Annotated in this window: 19 protein-coding genes; 5 read left to right on the top strand and 14 right to left on the bottom strand. The window is 41.4% G+C overall.

Annotated elements, in window-relative coordinates; all coding sequences use genetic code 11:
• Nucleotides 1-198: 198 nt before the first annotated feature.
• Nucleotides 199-822 (bottom strand): hypothetical protein, encoded by a 624-nt coding sequence (locus L7A31_RS11995; protein WP_237361886.1) that lies wholly within the window; start codon nucleotides 820-822, stop codon nucleotides 199-201.
• 23 nt (nucleotides 823-845) lie between these two features.
• Nucleotides 846-1,583 carry a hypothetical protein gene (locus L7A31_RS11990; RefSeq protein ID WP_237361885.1) on the bottom strand — a complete coding sequence of 246 codons (738 nt, stop codon included), beginning with the start codon at nucleotides 1,581-1,583 and terminating at the stop codon, nucleotides 846-848.
• Between the two features lie 173 nt (nucleotides 1,584-1,756).
• On the opposite strand from L7A31_RS11990, the gene L7A31_RS11985 reads away from it, so the two are divergent.
• On the top strand, nucleotides 1,757-2,149 hold the full coding sequence (locus L7A31_RS11985) for a regulator (protein WP_237361884.1): 393 nt from the start codon (nucleotides 1,757-1,759) through the stop codon (nucleotides 2,147-2,149).
• Here L7A31_RS11985 and L7A31_RS11980 read toward each other — a convergent pair.
• The 7 genes from L7A31_RS11980 to L7A31_RS11950 all read right to left on the bottom strand — a co-directional run bounded on the left by L7A31_RS11980 (nucleotide 2,130) and on the right by L7A31_RS11950 (nucleotide 9,256).
• Nucleotides 2,130-3,338 carry a secretin GspD/PilQ domain-containing protein gene (locus tag L7A31_RS11980; RefSeq protein ID WP_237361883.1) on the bottom strand — a complete coding sequence of 403 codons (1,209 nt, stop codon included), beginning with the start codon at nucleotides 3,336-3,338 and terminating at the stop codon, nucleotides 2,130-2,132. The genes L7A31_RS11985 and L7A31_RS11980 overlap by 20 nt on opposite strands.
• A gap of 58 nt (nucleotides 3,339-3,396) precedes the next feature.
• The gene (locus tag L7A31_RS11975; protein ID WP_237361882.1) at nucleotides 3,397-4,458 is read right to left on the bottom strand and encodes a zonular occludens toxin domain-containing protein; all 1,062 of its coding nucleotides are present in this window, start codon (nucleotides 4,456-4,458) and stop codon (nucleotides 3,397-3,399) included.
• A gap of 2 nt (nucleotides 4,459-4,460) precedes the next feature.
• Nucleotides 4,461-4,829, bottom strand: a complete 369-nt coding sequence (locus tag L7A31_RS11970) for a DUF5455 family protein (RefSeq protein ID WP_237361881.1) — start codon at nucleotides 4,827-4,829, stop codon at nucleotides 4,461-4,463.
• Nucleotides 4,830-4,831: 2 nt separating this feature from the next.
• Complete coding sequence (locus L7A31_RS11965) at nucleotides 4,832-6,289, bottom strand: hypothetical protein (RefSeq protein WP_237361880.1); 1,458 nt, start codon at nucleotides 6,287-6,289, stop codon at nucleotides 4,832-4,834.
• Between the two features lie 64 nt (nucleotides 6,290-6,353).
• Nucleotides 6,354-6,584 carry a major coat protein gene (locus L7A31_RS11960; protein WP_237360133.1) on the bottom strand — a complete coding sequence of 77 codons (231 nt, stop codon included), beginning with the start codon at nucleotides 6,582-6,584 and terminating at the stop codon, nucleotides 6,354-6,356.
• Nucleotides 6,585-6,848: 264 nt separating this feature from the next.
• Entirely contained in the window at nucleotides 6,849-7,157 is a 309-nt protein-coding gene (locus L7A31_RS11955; protein WP_237360134.1) for a chemotaxis protein, read from the bottom strand.
• Between the two features lie 80 nt (nucleotides 7,158-7,237).
• On the bottom strand, nucleotides 7,238-9,256 hold the full coding sequence (locus tag L7A31_RS11950) for a replication endonuclease (RefSeq protein WP_237361879.1): 2,019 nt from the start codon (nucleotides 9,254-9,256) through the stop codon (nucleotides 7,238-7,240).
• 145 nt (nucleotides 9,257-9,401) lie between these two features.
• Here L7A31_RS11950 and L7A31_RS11945 point away from each other — a divergent pair, with 145 nt between their 5' ends.
• The 3 genes from L7A31_RS11945 (at nucleotide 9,402) to L7A31_RS11935 (ending at nucleotide 12,282) form a co-directional block, all read left to right on the top strand.
• Nucleotides 9,402-9,770: a DUF3693 domain-containing protein gene (locus tag L7A31_RS11945; protein WP_237361878.1), complete on the top strand. Its 369-nt coding sequence runs from the start codon at nucleotides 9,402-9,404 to the stop codon at nucleotides 9,768-9,770.
• An 863-nt stretch (nucleotides 9,771-10,633) separates the two neighbouring features.
• A complete protein-coding gene (locus tag L7A31_RS11940) occupies nucleotides 10,634-10,954 on the top strand; it encodes a hypothetical protein (protein ID WP_237361877.1) in 321 nt (106 codons plus the stop codon).
• A gap of 170 nt (nucleotides 10,955-11,124) precedes the next feature.
• Entirely contained in the window at nucleotides 11,125-12,282 is a 1,158-nt protein-coding gene (locus tag L7A31_RS11935) for an iron-containing alcohol dehydrogenase (RefSeq protein WP_237361876.1), read from the top strand.
• A gap of 35 nt (nucleotides 12,283-12,317) precedes the next feature.
• Here the strand turns inward: L7A31_RS11935 and L7A31_RS11930 are convergent, their stop codons facing one another.
• From L7A31_RS11930 to matP, 5 genes are all read right to left on the bottom strand, one after another.
• Complete coding sequence (locus L7A31_RS11930) at nucleotides 12,318-12,905, bottom strand: AAA family ATPase (protein ID WP_237361875.1); 588 nt, start codon at nucleotides 12,903-12,905, stop codon at nucleotides 12,318-12,320.
• A 103-nt stretch (nucleotides 12,906-13,008) separates the two neighbouring features.
• The gene (locus tag L7A31_RS11925; RefSeq protein WP_237361874.1) at nucleotides 13,009-13,614 is read right to left on the bottom strand and encodes a hypothetical protein; all 606 of its coding nucleotides are present in this window, start codon (nucleotides 13,612-13,614) and stop codon (nucleotides 13,009-13,011) included.
• 279 nt (nucleotides 13,615-13,893) lie between these two features.
• Nucleotides 13,894-14,067: a hypothetical protein gene (locus L7A31_RS11920; protein ID WP_237361873.1), complete on the bottom strand. Its 174-nt coding sequence runs from the start codon at nucleotides 14,065-14,067 to the stop codon at nucleotides 13,894-13,896.
• 339 nt (nucleotides 14,068-14,406) lie between these two features.
• Nucleotides 14,407-14,724 (bottom strand): DUF3634 family protein, encoded by a 318-nt coding sequence (locus L7A31_RS11915; protein WP_237361865.1) that lies wholly within the window; start codon nucleotides 14,722-14,724, stop codon nucleotides 14,407-14,409.
• 10 nt (nucleotides 14,725-14,734) lie between these two features.
• The gene (gene matP / locus L7A31_RS11910) at nucleotides 14,735-15,184 is read right to left on the bottom strand and encodes a macrodomain Ter protein MatP (protein WP_237361864.1); all 450 of its coding nucleotides are present in this window, start codon (nucleotides 15,182-15,184) and stop codon (nucleotides 14,735-14,737) included.
• 161 nt (nucleotides 15,185-15,345) lie between these two features.
• Between matP and L7A31_RS11905 the strand changes: the two genes are divergently transcribed.
• Nucleotides 15,346-16,998 carry a S16 family serine protease gene (locus L7A31_RS11905; RefSeq protein WP_237361863.1) on the top strand — a complete coding sequence of 551 codons (1,653 nt, stop codon included), beginning with the start codon at nucleotides 15,346-15,348 and terminating at the stop codon, nucleotides 16,996-16,998.
• The last annotated feature ends 16 nt before the right edge of the window (nucleotides 16,999-17,014 follow it).

Here is a 17,014-nt window from a genome sequence, read left to right as displayed (position 1 = left end):
CTATTTAATACTTCTTATTTTAACTTACTTAGCAAGCATTAGCACCTATCAGCTGTCAAGCTTCATAGTGCCATCACTGATTCATTTATGGAATCAAAACTGTACAGTATCAATGTACTAACTCTACTAGTTGGCAACCTTCAGTGTCATCTTTCTCTGGAGGATAGAACTTTACCCTAAACCTACTAAATTCAATCATTAGTGGGGGCGGCGATTTAGTATTGAGTTAATTTCACTTTTACTAAGATCGGGTTTTAAGTGCTCAAGGATAGAAGTAACCTTCTCGCTTAAGTTGACTTCAGATTTAAACGTAAACCGCTCTTTTGTTTCAAGAGCTTTCATTAGCTCATGCAGAAGTTTGCAACACTCTACAATTGCTGTGGCCGTCCTTTGTTGTGAGTAGGTAGGGTTAGTAAACGGCTTGGACGATACCCTTTGTTTCAATTCCTTATTCTTGGAATCTATAGCTTGCTCATTTCTTTTAGCTATTCCAGTACAAATTATTTTGGTTCGATCTTCAATATGTCGAGTCAACTGCCGTATAGGTTGCGGGAGTTCAACTCCAAGCTCCACCTTTAGAGCGTTTATGTACGAATGACCACTACTATTTGGCCCACAGGTAACACGGGTTCTTGTTGGGTTTAAGTACTCATCCACTAAATCACAAGTTACTTGAGAAATTTCACTTTGGTAGCTTTCTACTTCCTCCCAGAATGCATTTTTTAACTTAATTAATTTCCTTTTATCTTTTATCCAGTTGGGCAATATAGTAATCAAAGACCCTACAATTGCTCCTAAAAGAGCGATCCATTCACCTTTCATTTCTTCCTCTCAATTTAAGCTAACTACAAAACAATTTTCTTCCAAGAAGGGTCCCAAATATGCTCATAGTTATGTATAAGTGTGAGTAACTCTTTGTGCTCATATGGATATACTTCTTGATTGTCAGAAGTTATTTCGTTTAAAGCTTTCTTTGCTAGTATGCTTAGGAAAACCCCCCTTTTTTTATACAATGCCCAAGTTGTCCTAGCTACCCATTTATGTTCACTCAAAGGAGTACCTATATCTAACTCCCTCGATGCTTGGTCGATAAGAAACATGTACCTTTGGTAAATGACTGAAGCACCATGCAATAGATGGCCAGCTTCAATCACCTCATCAATAATTAAATTAATTGGAGCGTTATTAACAGATGTATGTAAATCAGATTTTAAGCTATTGGCCAATTCAATATTTAGGTGTTTTTCTATAGGTACAATACTAGATAGAGACAATATATTTATATGTTCAAAGGATTCCTTAGTTCTATATATATGATCTTCTAAAGCCTTTTGAGAAACCAGTGCTTGGTGCGATTTTTTTTGTGTTAAAAGTTGCTCTCTAACCCCTAAGTAAGCTAGGTAAGCAAATATAGGCCCAATTGTTCCGCCCACATAAGCTCCAAAACTTCCCCAATCCTCTTGATTAGTTGACAAGTGTGGTAAATGAATAACATTAAACTGTACAAAGTATAAAATAAGCACAATTAACGACACAACAAACGCAATATACAACCACTTACGGTTGAAAGATTCCATACTCATATTGCTCCGACGTAGAATTAAATTCTATGTGATAGTCCTATTAAACAAGTGATTACATTACCCACTAAAACACTTCGAAGCAACCCAAGCGCTTGTTCTAGAAGAGATAATAGTAACTAACACTAATTTAGGTACGAGTCTTTCATCTCGCGGTGTTTACGAGGTGAATTACTATGAAGTACCATCAAATGACCAAGAACTACATTTTTAGAAAACTGGAGTGTGGACTCAATAAAAATCAAACAGCTACACTGTGTTGTAAGTCAGTAAGAACCGTTAGTCTTTGGGATTCAGGCTCTCCAATACCAGAAGAATGTAAGCGGTTAATGAGAATGAGCAGGGGCAGAGAGCTTAGTCCGTCAGAAGATTGGCAGCAATTTCGAATGCATTATGACAGATTAGAGCTACCAACAGGTCAGCTAGTATCACCACAACAAATACTGCTAGGCATCGCGCTTGCCGAAATCAACTCAGAGCTAGAAATAAAAACCTCTACTCATGTGGTAAAACTCGCCAGAGCCATTGCCGATATAAAGGTGCGCAAGCTTAAAGAACCGTCGTTTTAATCACCACGCGCAGTTCTTTTTGCTGATGCACGGTTTTTTCTGAACTAAAAAACCAACCTAATACAGGGATGTCTTTAAGAACCGGCACCCCTGATTCACTGACTTTTTCCTCATCGGAGATTAGCCCACCAAGCACAATAGTCTGCTGGCTTTTAACTTTGACCATCGTTTGAAGAGTCCGCTTGTTGGTAATGATATCAGCCGCTGCTGTGGAGTTAGTGACTGATTGAGATTCTTGAGCAATTTGCAGGATCACATCGTCACCCATAATATGCGGAATTACATCGAGCGATACGCCAACATCTTTGCGCTCAATTTGCTGAATAGTATTGCCGCCGTCGGTCACTTCTTTGGCAATAATGAATGGGACATTTTGACCCACCGTAATGTAGCCGCGCTCTCTATCCATGATTAACATGTTTGGCCGTGAAAGCAGTTTGGCATTTTCGTCGCTCGATATGGCTTTCACTAGTGCATCAAAGTTGCCACTGTCATACATGACGACATTATCCGAAGTTAAGTCTGCAACAACGGTATTGGTGATAAATCCAGCTTTACCAAAAGCCGCTTCGAGATTCACGCCGACCTCATGTGATTTATCGATAGAGGTCTCAGTAATGACAGCTTCAATAAAGACTTGGCGTTGTGGTCGGTCGATGCCTTTCATCAGAGCGTCGATTTGTTCTAGTTGATTGCGTGTGCCCGTGATGATCACGGCATTGGTTGTTGGTAGCACTTCCACGTTGTAATTCTTGATAGGTTGATTGTTCACGCTTTGAGTTTGCGTGGCGCTAAGCATAGATGAAATTAAGTCTGTCACTTTGGTATTGCGAACATGGTCTAGTCGATAGAGCTTAACGAACGACGGCTCAACTTCAGTAATAGCGTGCGCATTTGGCCGCACAACGTAGATACCATTTTCAATATTGAGCATGTAGCCATGAGAGCGCAGCACAGAATTGAAGAAAGCAGGGTACTCGCTTGGCTTTAAACCTTTAGCCGTAAAACTCACCGTCCCAGTCACACCTTGGCCAAGCACAATGGTTTGGCCAGATTCAGCCGCATACCATGACACAAATTCAGATATCGGAGTGTTGGACGTTTCGAAGGTCGTCGGTTCATTAGCCACCACTGAAAAAGACAATAGAAGAAGCAATAGAAAACTGACGCGCTTTGCTTGTCTGCTCATTATCAGAATCAAATTTGAAACCATTTGAATCTGACAAGCGAGCTTAAGTGTGGACTCATTAGCAGTGCAGTTTTTCATGGTGGCTACCTTGGCTGATGGTGATTGAGCATCGAGAGCTGTTGTTGAATGTGTACCCAAGCTCTAGAAGCTGAACACTGCTAATACGCTTGCCATTGTTGTCTAACTCAAATGACAAAGGGCGATTGGGCGCATTCATATAGCTAGCGATTGTATAGCCCGATAAATCGAGTCGTTTGACTGTTTTGGTGATGGGTTCAGTAGTTTGGCTCACTTCGGTATTGGGTGAAAAGTAGAGCGAGACGCCAAGCGAGAGAAGGGCACCGAGGGTAAACATGGTAAAGCGCGAGAACTTCCGCGCGTAGATTTTAGTTAAGCGCATAACATTTCTCAGGGTTAACGTGACACTGTAGCGTCCATGTGTGTACCAAGTGGGTAAAACGCTGTATGTGCCTTTGTTGTAGTGGTCGGAAAAGGCTTGTTTTGTGTCGTAACTAGCGTATAAATCACTGCCCCAAAGCATCCATTTATCAACGGTTATCGACTGCGAACTATCACCATATTTCACAATGCCCACATGCAATTTAGGCAGCTTGAGTTTAATCACGCCAAGGCTAATGGTTCGAATCAGTGCCGATAAAATAGGGATCTGCATTCTATCGAGACGGCGACAAAACACGGTGTGTTCGGCCAAGGCCAAACGTGCTTGCTTATCAACAATGGATATATCTTGAACGATGAAGATAATATCCCAACCAAGCTTACGCGCATGCAGAAACCAGTTGATCACATCTTGACGAGATTTGTCGTTCCACGTTCTGGAGTTAAACCACGTACCACATTCATCAAGAACAAGCAGACCGTTTTTCGATTCATCGTAACTGGGATTGCCATTTCCAAGCGCTTCCAAGTCCGCAAGGCTAGGTTTATCCGGCACGCGGAACAATCGTGTTTTCTTAGTTTTTCTGCCAAGCATCGGCACTAAACGAATATCCAAGTTCGTTGCCACGGGCACACCACGATAAAAGGCGTCGCGTATTCGGCCTACAGAAGTCAGCGATTTGCCTGCGCCAAGTTTACCCGTGACAAAGTAAACGGCCATGGCTACACACCTGCCACTTTCATGATCGCGTACGCTTGCCATTCCCAAACCCAACGCATAAAGCGCGCAGAGATACAGGCACTAAAACACGGCACCGCATTGTTAGGCACAAAGAACGAAAACGCTTCATTCAGAAATGGTGGTGTCAGATAGGAAATACCCGTTAATAACGCATAGATACCCGCCGCCAGACCTGCGGCTAATCCAATCACCATGATAATTACGGTTAAGTTTATCGCTGCTTGTTTCGTCACTTTCGCGGCAAACCAAGCAATCATTTGCGCAGCTAAGTTACCAAAAAACATCGCTAACGCGGGAATACTTAACGCACCTGCAATACTGGAAACGAGTGGTAAAATTGCAATCGCCATAATTAACTCCCTAATGATGCGCGGCGAGTACCTGGCACTGGTGTCACTTCACTGAAAAGCACATCGAGCAGATATAACGCGGTATAGAAATAAAATAGGAACGACAGAATTGTTTTGATGGTGGCCGAGATATCGCAAGAGAACGAGACGACTCGACTGCCTAAATTAAAATTGAGTGGAGAGCAGCTTCCGTAATCGGGTAGGAGAGCCATGACTGAATCAACCACACCTGAAATGTTCGATTCCACTTCACCCGTTAATGGCGTAGTGGCAATGTCTGTTGCTTCACCAACCAATAACGTCTCGACACCATCGAGTGTGGCCTCTGAATGGTCGTCGATTTCCTGCATGATTTGAGTCACCAGACCAGAGTCCAAACCATGCGGACTTTCGCAATAGTTGTTGGCCTCAGTGGGTTCACACGGTTTGAGTTCATCAAGCTTGGATTCTAAGCGGTCGCCAAGTTCACCAATCGCGTCAGTGTTATCCTTCACTGCGTCAGTATTATTGTTTACCGCATAAGTTGTACCTTTTACTGCGGCCGCCGTTTCAGCTCCGTAGGCTTGAATCGCTCCCGTGGTTTGAAGCTGCAAGTCTTTTTGGCCTTGGTAAATGGCGTAGTCTTGATTCATTTGATCAACAATCGATTGGCCAATGCCATTGTTTGTTGCATCGATATTATTGAGCGCCGTGTTGACGTCAGCAAAGCCTTGCGTAAGATTGCCGTCAAGAGAGCTTAAGCCTGCGTTGGTATCTCGGTTTAAGTTCTGAATCGCTTCCAATACGCCAGTATCTGTCGTTGAATCTGGGGTAACAGTATCGGGTTCTTGTTTGTCGTAAGAATCACCTTTTTCAACCGTTGTACCTGTACTGGGATTAAAATCTGATGGCGGCGGGTTGAATGGAGCAGTGGGGTCAAAATCGGACATGCACTCTGGCCATGATGGATCGCCAATCACACACGATTCCGGTTGAGTACATTTCATTGATAACGATTCATTGTCATTGGAGCAAGACGAAGAAAAGATACCTTCGGATACGGCGCACGCTTCACTGGCCGCGGCCAGTTCTTCTTGTGTTGAGCGTCTATCGCAAAACGGTTTATCTTCATCGGGGACAAGTTGGCAAATTCCGTTGTGCATTTCCATTGGAGCTTGGCAAGTTAAGTTGGTTGCTTTACCCGTCGCTTTACCCGTATACGTTCGTCCATCATCACGACGCGCCACCGCACTAAAGTATATGGTATCAACACTGGCTAAGATAATTTCAAACCGACGACCGTAGGCTTCATACACGGTGCCAGTACAATCAGGCAGCCCAACAGGATCGTAGATTTGTCCGGCGCTGAGTCCCCAACACGCTTGTCCAATGTTTGGGTTATTGCCATAACCAACAAATTCATACACAGTCGCGCTGGCAGTAAATGATAAGAGTGCGGAGAGAAGAACAAGAACTCGCATAACCAATCCTTGGTCGATAAAAGAAAAGGGCGGCGAACCGCCCAAAATAGGAAAGGCTAAGCGATTATGTCGCTTTGCTGATCGCTTTCTTGAACAGCTTGATGCCGGTGAAACCGACCACGCAGACAATCGCGATTGCCCACGCTTCGGTTACAAAGTCAGACGCGGTTGTTGAGACTGCATCGACAGCCGCTTGAGCATCGGTAGACAAGGCTGCATGAGCCATCGGTGCGAAAAGAAAAGGAGTTGTCACCACTGCTAACCACTTTCCATAATGTTGCTTAAGTTTGTTCATAATGTATTCCTCACATTATTAAGTTGACGTTGAAATCTCGACTGCACGCCTAAACACCAACAGTTGCTTAGACACTGCGAAGCCAAGGATAAACACTGTCGAGAATGACCCGACCAAAAACTCAATCGACAGCATTTATCGTTGTCCTCCCCAAATCATGCCGATGCCCCAAATCACGAAACACAACCCAATGAAAACCATCAATTGAAAGTTCTCTAGGTGTTCAATGAGCTGCGTGAACTGGGCATCGGTCATGGCAAACTCCTACTTAGCGCTCGGCAAACTGAATAGATGAAAGCCATTAAGCGAAACGTGCTTACCTTCGTCATTACCAAAGCTGAACTGGCGATATTCGACGTCGAATTGGTGACGTTTACCGACCAAACCTTTTAAGAGCGATCCGGCTTCGCCTTTTGCCCATAAATCGGGGCTGATTTTGACCTCGATGGTGTCAGTGGGGTTGGTAGTGATGAGGTTAAGTTTTCCCGTAAGCTGAGTTTCACCCGTAGAGCGATTGACTTTCGATTCTTGAATAATGTCTGATTCATCGAGTATTAATCCTTCTATTTTCATAACGTTTTTCCTATTTTTTGCCTGTTTTACTTGCTGTTTGGTTAAACAAAAAGGGAGTTATTGACACAAGTCCAAGGAGATTAATGCATCCAGTCCGGCGGGGCTGCGCCCACCGAACTGGACGCATCAATCTCTAAGTGCCCAGAATAAATAAGCGCTTGAAGTTCTTCGCACTGCTCAACGTAGTGTTCGTATTCTTGATAACGTTCGTCGGCCATGCGTTGATATTCTTGTTCGCGTTCTAGCGCGTCGAAGTAGTCAACGACGTTGGTCATGATTCCGCGTTGAGCACGTAAGAACTGTTCTTTGTTCTCAACTTTCCAATTGCGGAAACGAGTCGCTAAGAAAATGTCGCGGAACAGCAAACCATTCACACGAGCCTGAGCCATGTCGCCAAAACGGGTAGGGGTGAACTCACCAGACACCAACAATTTCTGTATCGTGTCTGGCACTGAGTATTGAACCTTCACGGTTTGATCTTTGCGTTTCACTTGAACGCCACCCATCGCATAACAAAACGCTTTCCAATCGCCTTCGTCTGCAGAGCGGCGAACTTTCTCTAATAAAAAATGTTCAGGTTCACTTAGGTCAGTGAGCATGGCATCGTCCTCTTGAAATTCTTCGCGCAAACGACGGAGCTCGCGCCAAACGGTAACCGACGGGCCACCAATGAACTGAAACTGTCTGATATTATTTAAACGTGACCACGTCACAACACGTTCCGCAGCGTCTAAACCGTTGAGATTTGTATCTTTATCTGTCGATATATGCGCGCCATCTATATTTTTGCTGACGTATTTGGCGACATATCCAACAGCAGAGCCTTTTGACCAGTCAATGTGCTCACATTTGAACCGATATTGGTTAGCTCCGGCTTCGTTTGGTGAATCTTTAAGCGATAAACGGCGAAATTCAGAAACAACAAACTTGGTGTGTTTGCGATCCAAAAACAGTAAAAGGTGGTGATGTGGCGTGCCATCTTGATGGGGTTCGACGATTCGCATCCCATATAGCTTGATGTCATGCTGAGAAAGCGTTTTTCCGAGCTGTTGCCAAACAGACATTAAGTGTCGATGAGCAGATTTAGCGTCAGGTTTGCCAGCTTCGATCCAGTTTTTATTGATTGATCCTTTAGACACAGCGTGAAAGCGGGATGGGGCAGTTGTAGTAATGAACACCGCATCATGGCCGGATTCTTGGGCAATTTCTTCAAATCCACGCAATCTGACGAACATTTCACCGCGTCGAATACTTGGATTTGATACCGATTTCTCTGATAACTCCTTTAAAGTAAACCAGTTATCGGGGTTTTCTTCGTCGAATGCGACCGTATTATCTAAGGCAATATCGTTGGAATTACGGCGATCACGGTGACGATTTAACGAGAAATCCGAGCAATAAATCTGTTTTGAGCGTTGAACGAGCGCTAAATCACGAGCCACTTGTTCAACTTCATAAGCACATTTGCGACGAAGCTGACGAACGAGCCAGTTTTCATCGAGCGCACGATTGACCAGTGAGAACAATTCGTCATTGTCCGTGGCTTTTTTAATGGCAGCTTCGGTAAATGCCAAACCCAAGTCAGCTAAAAGCTCGACAACTTTTTCAAATTGCTCATCAACAGTTGGCAGAGTTCGAACGGATTTTAAAAACTGGCGTGACTTGGTATCGGCTAATCGACGAATGTCATCGTCAGCCATGGCCGAGCTGTAACCGTGACGAGTTAAACGTTCGTGTGCAGAATGTAATTGTCGAACAGCTTCAACCGAATCTTTTTGCTGACACACATCGGCATACACACGCAGCATGTCTTTGCAAAAGTCGCCGTTGCGTTTGAAGCCACGCGGTAAATTCAAACACGGACTCGTAGAAACTTTTTTCGAAACGTCAGACACGTCGTGAGAATAAATCACGTCGTCAGGTTTTTGGTTAAGAAGAAATGCGCGAGGATAATCTGGACGACGGTGGTCTTTGATTGGCTTAGTTAAATCCAACTGGTAATCATACGAGCTTGAAGTAAACGGGCGATTCACGCTGACTGGTTCAAAACGAACGAGCTCACGTTTGCCTGTAGCCAAATCTAGAGTCCAACGACGCATAAAATAATTTCCTTAGCCTTAAATAGCAGTTCGGAACAGTCTGCTAATTTGTTATGGAAAGGATTATAGGCACGAATATTTGTGCCTGTTAAGCACGGAAAATCATGCCTGATAAGCTAGAATTGGATCAAACGGAGGAATTGCTGTGTATCAAAATCAATTATTAGATGCCTACAAAAAGGCAAAAAGTTACGTACAAGATAAGCAGATTGCCCACGATTTGAATTTACCGAGGCAACGAATCGGTGAAATGAGAAATGGGAAAAGGTATATATCTGATTCTGAAGCAGTATTTCTAGCAGATGGCGCAGGAATCGATCCAGAAATCGCTTTGTTAGGATGCCATGCAGACCGCAACGAAAACCCTAGAGTTAAAGCGATGTGGGAAAGTATTGCAAAAAAGTTTAACGGCCAAGGATTACGAGCAATATCAATGGCTAGCGCGGGTTTGGCCTTGGTTCTGATGCCCGATTTTGCTCACGCCTATCAGTGCGCATTATGTATCTTATGTTAAATATGAAGTGTAAATACCTCGGTGCTATGCTCTTTAGCGGCAACGTATCATTAAACATAACTATCATTTACCATAAAATATATAATTTACATTAATAATCAGTAAGTTATCTGCTTTGCAGCTATTTTACTGATTATTAGATATAAAGTATTTTCCCTTTGGTACTCGTGTCTGACTTGTAGAATTCAACAATATTGTCGCAGCATTCTTATTTCGAGAGCCTGTCGCTTCTTGTCTTGGCTAGCCTAAGTGCGTCGACTCAATGTCTATAGTTGTTAACTAACTTAGCTTTATCATCACTGGAATCACTATTCAAAAAGCTAGTACCGCGTTGTTGCTCTGTTGCCAGCTCCTGTTTCGACGAAACGTCATGGGCAGTCACATTAACCTGATACTTTATGAAGGTTCTTGTTTCTTAAGCAGACAAACTTAACAAGTTTCAATCTAACTGAAGCACGTGAACCATGTTTAAATTTCATTTTGAGGCTCGAAAATTAGTACTACAACGTTCAAGAATCTTACGGTTAACGCGTATCAAGTCTGTTTAAAACAAAGAACCGAGCAGAATCAACCTTAGGCTATATTTCCCTTATAAACGACTCAATCATCTAAGGCTCCCTTAAACTACTGTCTAACATTTATTCACTACCCTACTCTATCAAGGAGTTTGCCAGTTTTTCTACGCCAATTAGTAGTCAGTACGGATCTATGTTTTTATATAATTTTATAAAGTGTACATCTGTTTATAACAATATCTATTGTCCAATTTTTCACTAATGGACAATATGTTTGTTTTTTACATTTACAATTTCTTATTATAGTGGATCATACACAGGTCGAGAATTAATAAATGAGAGCTCACCATGATTACCATCACACTAGACTCATTACCAACATGTGTCGAACTATTAAAAACAATAAACTTCAATGATAATTTAATTTTCTTGAATGACGGGATTAACTCTCATCAAGTATTGAGCTTCACCGCTCGAACGGAGGATTTTGAGGTCAATGGAACCTACCAAGCCTTTGATATTGAATATGAACTAGAGTTGTCAGGTGAAAGAGTTGTACATTTTCAAATAGATAATGGTGAATTGAAAATTAAGCGACTACCCGTATCTTTAAAAAATAGCGATACGATACAAGATATTCCAGAAGAAGTATCAAAGTACTACTTTTAGCTATCTTTTATTATTGATGACTTCTATATAGTAGTTATTGACAATGCTGTTTACTAATAGTTTGTGCGATAACCCAAGGTTAACCATTGAATATTTAAAATACTGGTAATAATAACGTAAAGTCAAAATTCAAAAAAATCGATACTACATATATTATTCAGGAAACTACTATGGCTGAAAATTTTATCGTTCCTTCTAAAACATTTCATGGAATTGGCACATTTGAAAAGCTGACTGAGCTATCAGGTAAGCGAGCTATGATTGTCACCGGCAAAGGTTCGATGCGACGCACTGGATATATCGATAAAGCTGAGCAACTATTGCGCTCAAAAGGATTTGAAGTACACGTATTTGATGGTGTTGAAGCCGACCCTTCTATAGAAACGGTCATGTGTGGCTTTGATGAAATGCAATCTTTCCAACCGGATTGGATCATTGGCTTAGGTGGTTGTTCTGCAATCGACGCAGCAAAAGCAATGTGGGTGTTCTACGAATATCCTGATACAAAATTTGAAGATATTATTCCACCATTTACAATCAAGCCTCTTAGAAACAAAGCGAAGTTCGTAGCGATCCCTTCAACTTCAGGGACTGGTACGGAAGCAACATGCGTATCTGTTATAACTGATCGCGAAAAAGGTACGAAGTACCCTCTTGTTTCTTATGAATTATGCCCAGATGTAGCCATTGTTGATGGTGAAGTTTGTAAATCTATGCCAGAACACGTAACAGCAAATACTGGTATGGACGCATTAACACATGCACTGGAAGCCTATGTCACACCTTTAGCTGATGCTTACACTGACAGCTTAGCGGAAAGAGCAGTCGTTGATATCTTTAAGACTTTACCTACTGCATGCAAAAATGGTGATGACTTAGATGCTAGACAAACAATGCATGATGCTTCATGTTTAGCGGGTATGTCTTTTACCAATGCACTACTTGGTATTGTGCACTCAATGGCTCACCAAGTTGGAGGAATGTTTGGCGTTCCTCACGGTCGAGCGAATGCAATCTTGCTACCAAACGTGATTCGTTTCAATGCTAAGGAGTCAGAAGCGAAATATGCTCAGCTAGCTAAACTAGTCGATGAAAATAACTCTGAATCTCTAGCATGCAGAATTGAGCAGCTTCGTTCTTCGGTTGGAATTGAAGATGGCTTTAAACAGTTTGGCGTTGATGCTGATGATTGGTCAGTAAAAGTAAGAACTATGGCTCAAAACGCCATGGCTGATGCTTGTACGGGTTGCAACCCTAGACAACCAACAGAAGACGAAATTGTTGACCTACTCAACTTATGTTTTGAAGGTGTAGCCTATAAAGGCTAATCATTGTAAAGGCCGTTAACTACGGCCTTCTTTTATCACTTCAAATAACTCAAGACTTCCTCACACCGCTCTTCTACTGTTGTACTTTCGATTCTGACTAAATTTTTTGGTTTAAAAGCTTCGATACAAGAGCGAATGATTCGGTCAACTTCGAATTGAAATGCTAGATCGTAGGCTCGCATATCATCGCTTTTTAGGGGTATGGCGTTTACTGGAAAGTAAAAGTTTATGTCAAACATATCGCTGTAATGCTTGGCTAGTTTCTTGATAGATGGCAAAACGACAGGCTTACAATTTTGCTCTTGAGCTGCTCTATGTATCCAATATTCATAGAAGGCGTAATAGCTTATGGGGTCCAAGTCAGCAAAAGTAAACTGACAGTTACTAACGCTCATTTGTGAAAAGCTGGCAATTGAGCTACTGACAAATGCACTCATCGATTGGCTACGTTGAGACTCCCCTGCTTCTAACACTACTGACCTCGGTTTGTCATACCCGAGATCGCGACTAAGAAGCCTATATTGATCAGGTACGATATGGTAAGTACCCGATAGTTTACTTACAACTCGCTCCAATGTTGTAGTCTTTCCTGTTCCTTGAGCTCCGATAAATGAAACCTTCATTTTAACTGCCTACTTAACCGTTATTGGAATCATAAAAGATAGAAGCAAGGTTACAGGTTCAGCATAAAACTAGCTAGCAATAACAATGGATTGATGAGCATTTTTACAAAACACTTATAACCCTTAAAACCTTTCCAGTAGACACGTCGACAGAAGCTGTTGCATCACGCTTAACTATTTTCCCCGAACTATTTTTTTCGCTAAAACGGGTTTTGACTATAGCTTTTGGCATCGTAGTTCCATAAGTGACAAATCTATATGAAGTCGTAATTGGTTGATAAGAGTGAGTATTGCCTATTCTATTCTTGAGGATGTTGTTCAGCTCTTCATATGAACCATTGTCTTTGTTAAAACCCTTTTCAAAATTGTCGAAACTGACATACCGAGACAACAAGTTATTTTCATAATCTTTCTTGCATAGCTTTGCAATGTAGCCTAGCTCAGTATTGGGGTTTTTAGTAAAGGCATGTTCACTAACACATGCATAGAAAGCATCCATTTTATTCTGATTGATGTGCTGTATGGAGACATAATCTTCAACAATACTATGCCTTTGTGCATGACTTAGTTGTGTAAATTCTTTGAGTGTTTTGTATCGATTATCAGAAAAGCTTTCACGTGTAAAACTAGCGTAAACAATAATAAAAACGAAGATGACTATTCCAACGGACATTAGCCAACGGACTATCGTTTCCTTCGACTCAATCATGACGTTATTCCTTTAGTTACAGCGATGCACCTTGGAAAGAACCGATGCTTATATTTATATTGCGCCAAATGTTTGTGAACAAAAGGTTACCAAAGAACTCGCAGAATAGTAGTAACCAACAACACAAAGTAACTATGAAAAAATGTAACGATTTAAATATGTAGTCTTTCAGTGGGAAGAGGAAGAAAATGAGATAGAGAATGGACAGTTTTTGAAAGAAGCTTAAGCCGAACAACAACTTGACCGGCTCAAAGCGTCAGGTAACTTACAGTTTAAATACTACGAGTTTTTACTATCTTCAATACGTTGCAAAGATGCAATTTGGTTGGTAATTAGTTGTGCAGCAAAAGAAGGGGTTACCGCTCGACGTTCGCCACGATTTACGTAGAACTCACCATCCCAAAAGTTATCTCTAAAACGACCAGACTCCAAAAACTCAACTACAACTTTCATTAATACTCTCCTCAAACAAGCTTTCTAGTTTGAATGTTATGCCTGTTGTAATTGAACGTCGATGAACAAATTTGGAATATTATATTTAAGCTTGTAAAACTCAGAAAAAGAATAAATATTCTAATGAGGTGGCTCATTCTATTGCACATATTTCCTGTGCAAGTAATCAGCTAGAACATAAGAGATTATACGTAAATAAAACAGAAACTTAGAGGCAATTACTTATTCCGAACATATTGTTTCTATTATCAAGTAGACAAAAGAACGCTAGATAAGCGTATAGTATCAACGAGAATAAAGTTACGAGTTATTATAATTAATTAAACTATACGACTCTAACTAGCCTTTCTTTCTATCTTCACCGTCAGATATAAAGCCTTGGTGAGGGAAAACATTACTAATTCTTTGTTTTACTTTTTGAGGAATGATATGTGAAAACTTAATTTCAGGCCCAGATCGCCTCTGAAACACTTTTATCTCACCATCAAATGGGACTATTTCACCAATTTCTATGACATTATGTTTGAACATTTGTGGGAAATGCCCTTTTGACCAAACAATGACACCTCCTTTGAACTTTACGTGCAGCAAAGGCTTCTCTTGAGCAGCAATCCAGCAGGCTACTACAAGAACAATAATTAAAAATGCGTACAGCATCTGAAACTCCTTAATCAGACAATAGCTTCGTAAGATCTTGTTTTAAGTTGTTTACGGTCTTACTCGCTTTTTCACTTCTTGACGCTTCACTTAAAAGGTATTCGATTGCATCCGACAACGTACAACCTAATTCATTCGCCCTACTCGAGAGTTTTTCCCAAACTCTGTAATCAAGGTCGATGGATTTCTTCTTGGTATGAACCTGCTCTGCATTGAAATGTCGTTTTCTTTTCGCCCTGATTGCTTGTTTGAGCTTATTGTCGAGCTCTAACGACATATTTTCATCGATCCACGATAAGACTTTTACAGGTTCATGTTCGATTACCAACAACTCTTGAACAGCAGACTCAGCTTCACTTGAGTCTAGATGACGAGTAATATGTTCGCCCTCTTTCCATTTTTTTATTAGATACTGCCATTTCCAACCACATTCGAGGTTTTCAAGCTGCTGATATTTCATTAAATACAACTCCCTTCCAATCTTAGTTACAGCGTAACTCATAACTTATAGTTTGTACAATAATCTCACTACAAACGTTGCAATGGATCATTTGTTGCTAACACAACAGTCAGATATTCTATATACTTTATAGTCTTTGAAGAAACACGATACGAAACTCAATGAACCACGAAAGCTGGCGTTCTGTAACACCTCAATTTGATAATTTTAGTTCTACCTTAGAACAATACCAATCGATTTCAGAAATTTACTACCTAGATTCTCAATTGCGACTCAAAAAATCGTTGGAAAAGTTCGTTCAACTTTCTGGCATAACCAAAGTGCTTACCGTAAAAGCGCCTGACAATGCTTTGTATCGTAGTCTTTTATCTGAAGCGCTAGATAAAATAACTCCAGAAAATGTGCCAATCATCTCAACAGAAAGTTTAAGTTTTGAATCTATTTTCGGTAGCTATTCAGTAAACAAAACTGGCGAAGTTTCTCACCAACAACCCGGCCTAATAGATAAGGCTGACGGCGGAATACTATTAGTCTCGGCAAACCTAATCACCGCTAACCCAGTAGGTTGGTTTAAATTAAAGTCCGCGCTGTTTGGTGAGTCCATTGAGCCAATCAACCTCTCTGGGAAAAACATCCCAACTAAAAAGCTAAGTAAAAACTACGATTTAAAACTGATTGTAGTTGGTAGTCGTGAAACATTGGATGACTTCCAATACATCGATAGCGACATCAATGATGGCTTCAACTTGTATACCGAGTATGAGCTAGAAATAGAGCTGACAGAACAATCATTCCCAGTTTACTTAGGTTTTATAAAGTGGCTTTGTAACAAATACGCTCTTCCAGAGTTAACAAGCGGAAGCTTGGTGAAACTAATGGCCGAAGGTGCGAGATACACTGAAGACCAAAACTACCTGCCTTTGGATGTCATGTGGTACCGAAATTTGCTAGAAGAAGCAGCAATTGAGCGCACTTCTGATTCTACTTTCACTGATACAGATATAGATAATGCCATAGAAGCGAAATACTTTAGAGAAGCCTACCTACCTGAGCGTGCACTATCAGATATTTTTGATGGACAGGTCATTATCGAAACTCAAGGTGAATGCGTAGGCCAAGTTAATGGTTTGACCGTTATTGATGTACCTGGGCATCCTCTCTCTTATGGTGAGCCTGCGAGAATTTCTTGCGTAATTCATTTTGGTGACGGTGACATTTCAGACGTTGAACGTAAAGCGGAACTGGGCGGCAATTTACACGCGAAAGGCATGATGATTATGCAAGCATTCGTGTCTTCGGCCCTTAACCTCGACGAACCTCTACCCTATTCTGCTTCTGTTGTGTTCGAACAGTCATACTGTGAAGTCGACGGTGACAGTGCTTCGCTCGCTGAGCTATGCTCCCTGGTTAGTGCGCTTTCTGAATATCCAATCAACCAACAAATTGCTGTAACTGGTGCCGTCGACCAGTTTGGTAGAGTTCAAGCTGTTGGAGGCCTCAACGAAAAAATCGAAGGCTTTTATCATGTATGCAAACACCAAGGCTTAACGGGTAAACAAGGGGTAATTCTTCCCAAATCAAACCTCAAACACCTTTCTCTACACAAAGACGTTGTAGAAAGTATCAAGAACGAAGAGTTCCACATTTGGTCTGTTTCTACTGTAGATGAAGCGGTACCTATTTTGATGAGTCATCCGTTCCGTGGAGATGATGAAACCAGCGTAGTTCGCCAGATAGCAAAACGTATTGAAGGCTTTGAAAGGCATGAACATTCCACTGGAATCTTGAGCTGGGTTAAAAATTGGTTTGTATAACACTCATCGGACTTGT

It is taken from the genome of Vibrio marisflavi CECT 7928 (assembly GCF_921294215.1).
In the GTDB taxonomy this organism is placed as follows: Bacteria; Pseudomonadota; Gammaproteobacteria; order Enterobacterales; family Vibrionaceae; genus Vibrio; species Vibrio marisflavi.
Note: the sequence above shows the minus strand (reverse complement) of the source record. Positions and strands in the feature narration are given on the sequence as shown.

Coding starts and splice junctions, on each gene's coding strand:
- L7A31_RS11940 (WP_237361877.1), top strand. CDS start 10,634: ATGATTACCATCACACTAGACTCATTACCAACATGTGTCGAACTATTA.
- matP (WP_237361864.1), bottom strand. CDS start 15,184: ATGAAATATCAGCAGCTTGAAAACCTCGAATGTGGTTGGAAATGGCAG.
- L7A31_RS11965 (WP_237361880.1), bottom strand. CDS start 6,289: ATGCGAGTTCTTGTTCTTCTCTCCGCACTCTTATCATTTACTGCCAGC.
- L7A31_RS11980 (WP_237361883.1), bottom strand. CDS start 3,338: ATGAGCAGACAAGCAAAGCGCGTCAGTTTTCTATTGCTTCTTCTATTG.
- L7A31_RS11930 (WP_237361875.1), bottom strand. CDS start 12,905: ATGAAGGTTTCATTTATCGGAGCTCAAGGAACAGGAAAGACTACAACA.
- L7A31_RS11925 (WP_237361874.1), bottom strand. CDS start 13,614: ATGATTGAGTCGAAGGAAACGATAGTCCGTTGGCTAATGTCCGTTGGA.
- L7A31_RS11955 (WP_237360134.1), bottom strand. CDS start 7,157: ATGAAAATAGAAGGATTAATACTCGATGAATCAGACATTATTCAAGAA.
- L7A31_RS11975 (WP_237361882.1), bottom strand. CDS start 4,458: ATGGCCGTTTACTTTGTCACGGGTAAACTTGGCGCAGGCAAATCGCTG.
- L7A31_RS11935 (WP_237361876.1), top strand. CDS start 11,125: ATGGCTGAAAATTTTATCGTTCCTTCTAAAACATTTCATGGAATTGGC.
- L7A31_RS11990 (WP_237361885.1), bottom strand. CDS start 1,583: ATGAGTATGGAATCTTTCAACCGTAAGTGGTTGTATATTGCGTTTGTT.
- L7A31_RS11920 (WP_237361873.1), bottom strand. CDS start 14,067: ATGAAAGTTGTAGTTGAGTTTTTGGAGTCTGGTCGTTTTAGAGATAAC.
- L7A31_RS11960 (WP_237360133.1), bottom strand. CDS start 6,584: ATGAACAAACTTAAGCAACATTATGGAAAGTGGTTAGCAGTGGTGACA.
- L7A31_RS11995 (WP_237361886.1), bottom strand. CDS start 822: ATGAAAGGTGAATGGATCGCTCTTTTAGGAGCAATTGTAGGGTCTTTG.
- L7A31_RS11950 (WP_237361879.1), bottom strand. CDS start 9,256: ATGCGTCGTTGGACTCTAGATTTGGCTACAGGCAAACGTGAGCTCGTT.
- L7A31_RS11915 (WP_237361865.1), bottom strand. CDS start 14,724: ATGCTGTACGCATTTTTAATTATTGTTCTTGTAGTAGCCTGCTGGATT.
- L7A31_RS11985 (WP_237361884.1), top strand. CDS start 1,757: ATGAAGTACCATCAAATGACCAAGAACTACATTTTTAGAAAACTGGAG.
- L7A31_RS11970 (WP_237361881.1), bottom strand. CDS start 4,829: ATGGCGATTGCAATTTTACCACTCGTTTCCAGTATTGCAGGTGCGTTA.
- L7A31_RS11905 (WP_237361863.1), top strand. CDS start 15,346: ATGAACCACGAAAGCTGGCGTTCTGTAACACCTCAATTTGATAATTTT.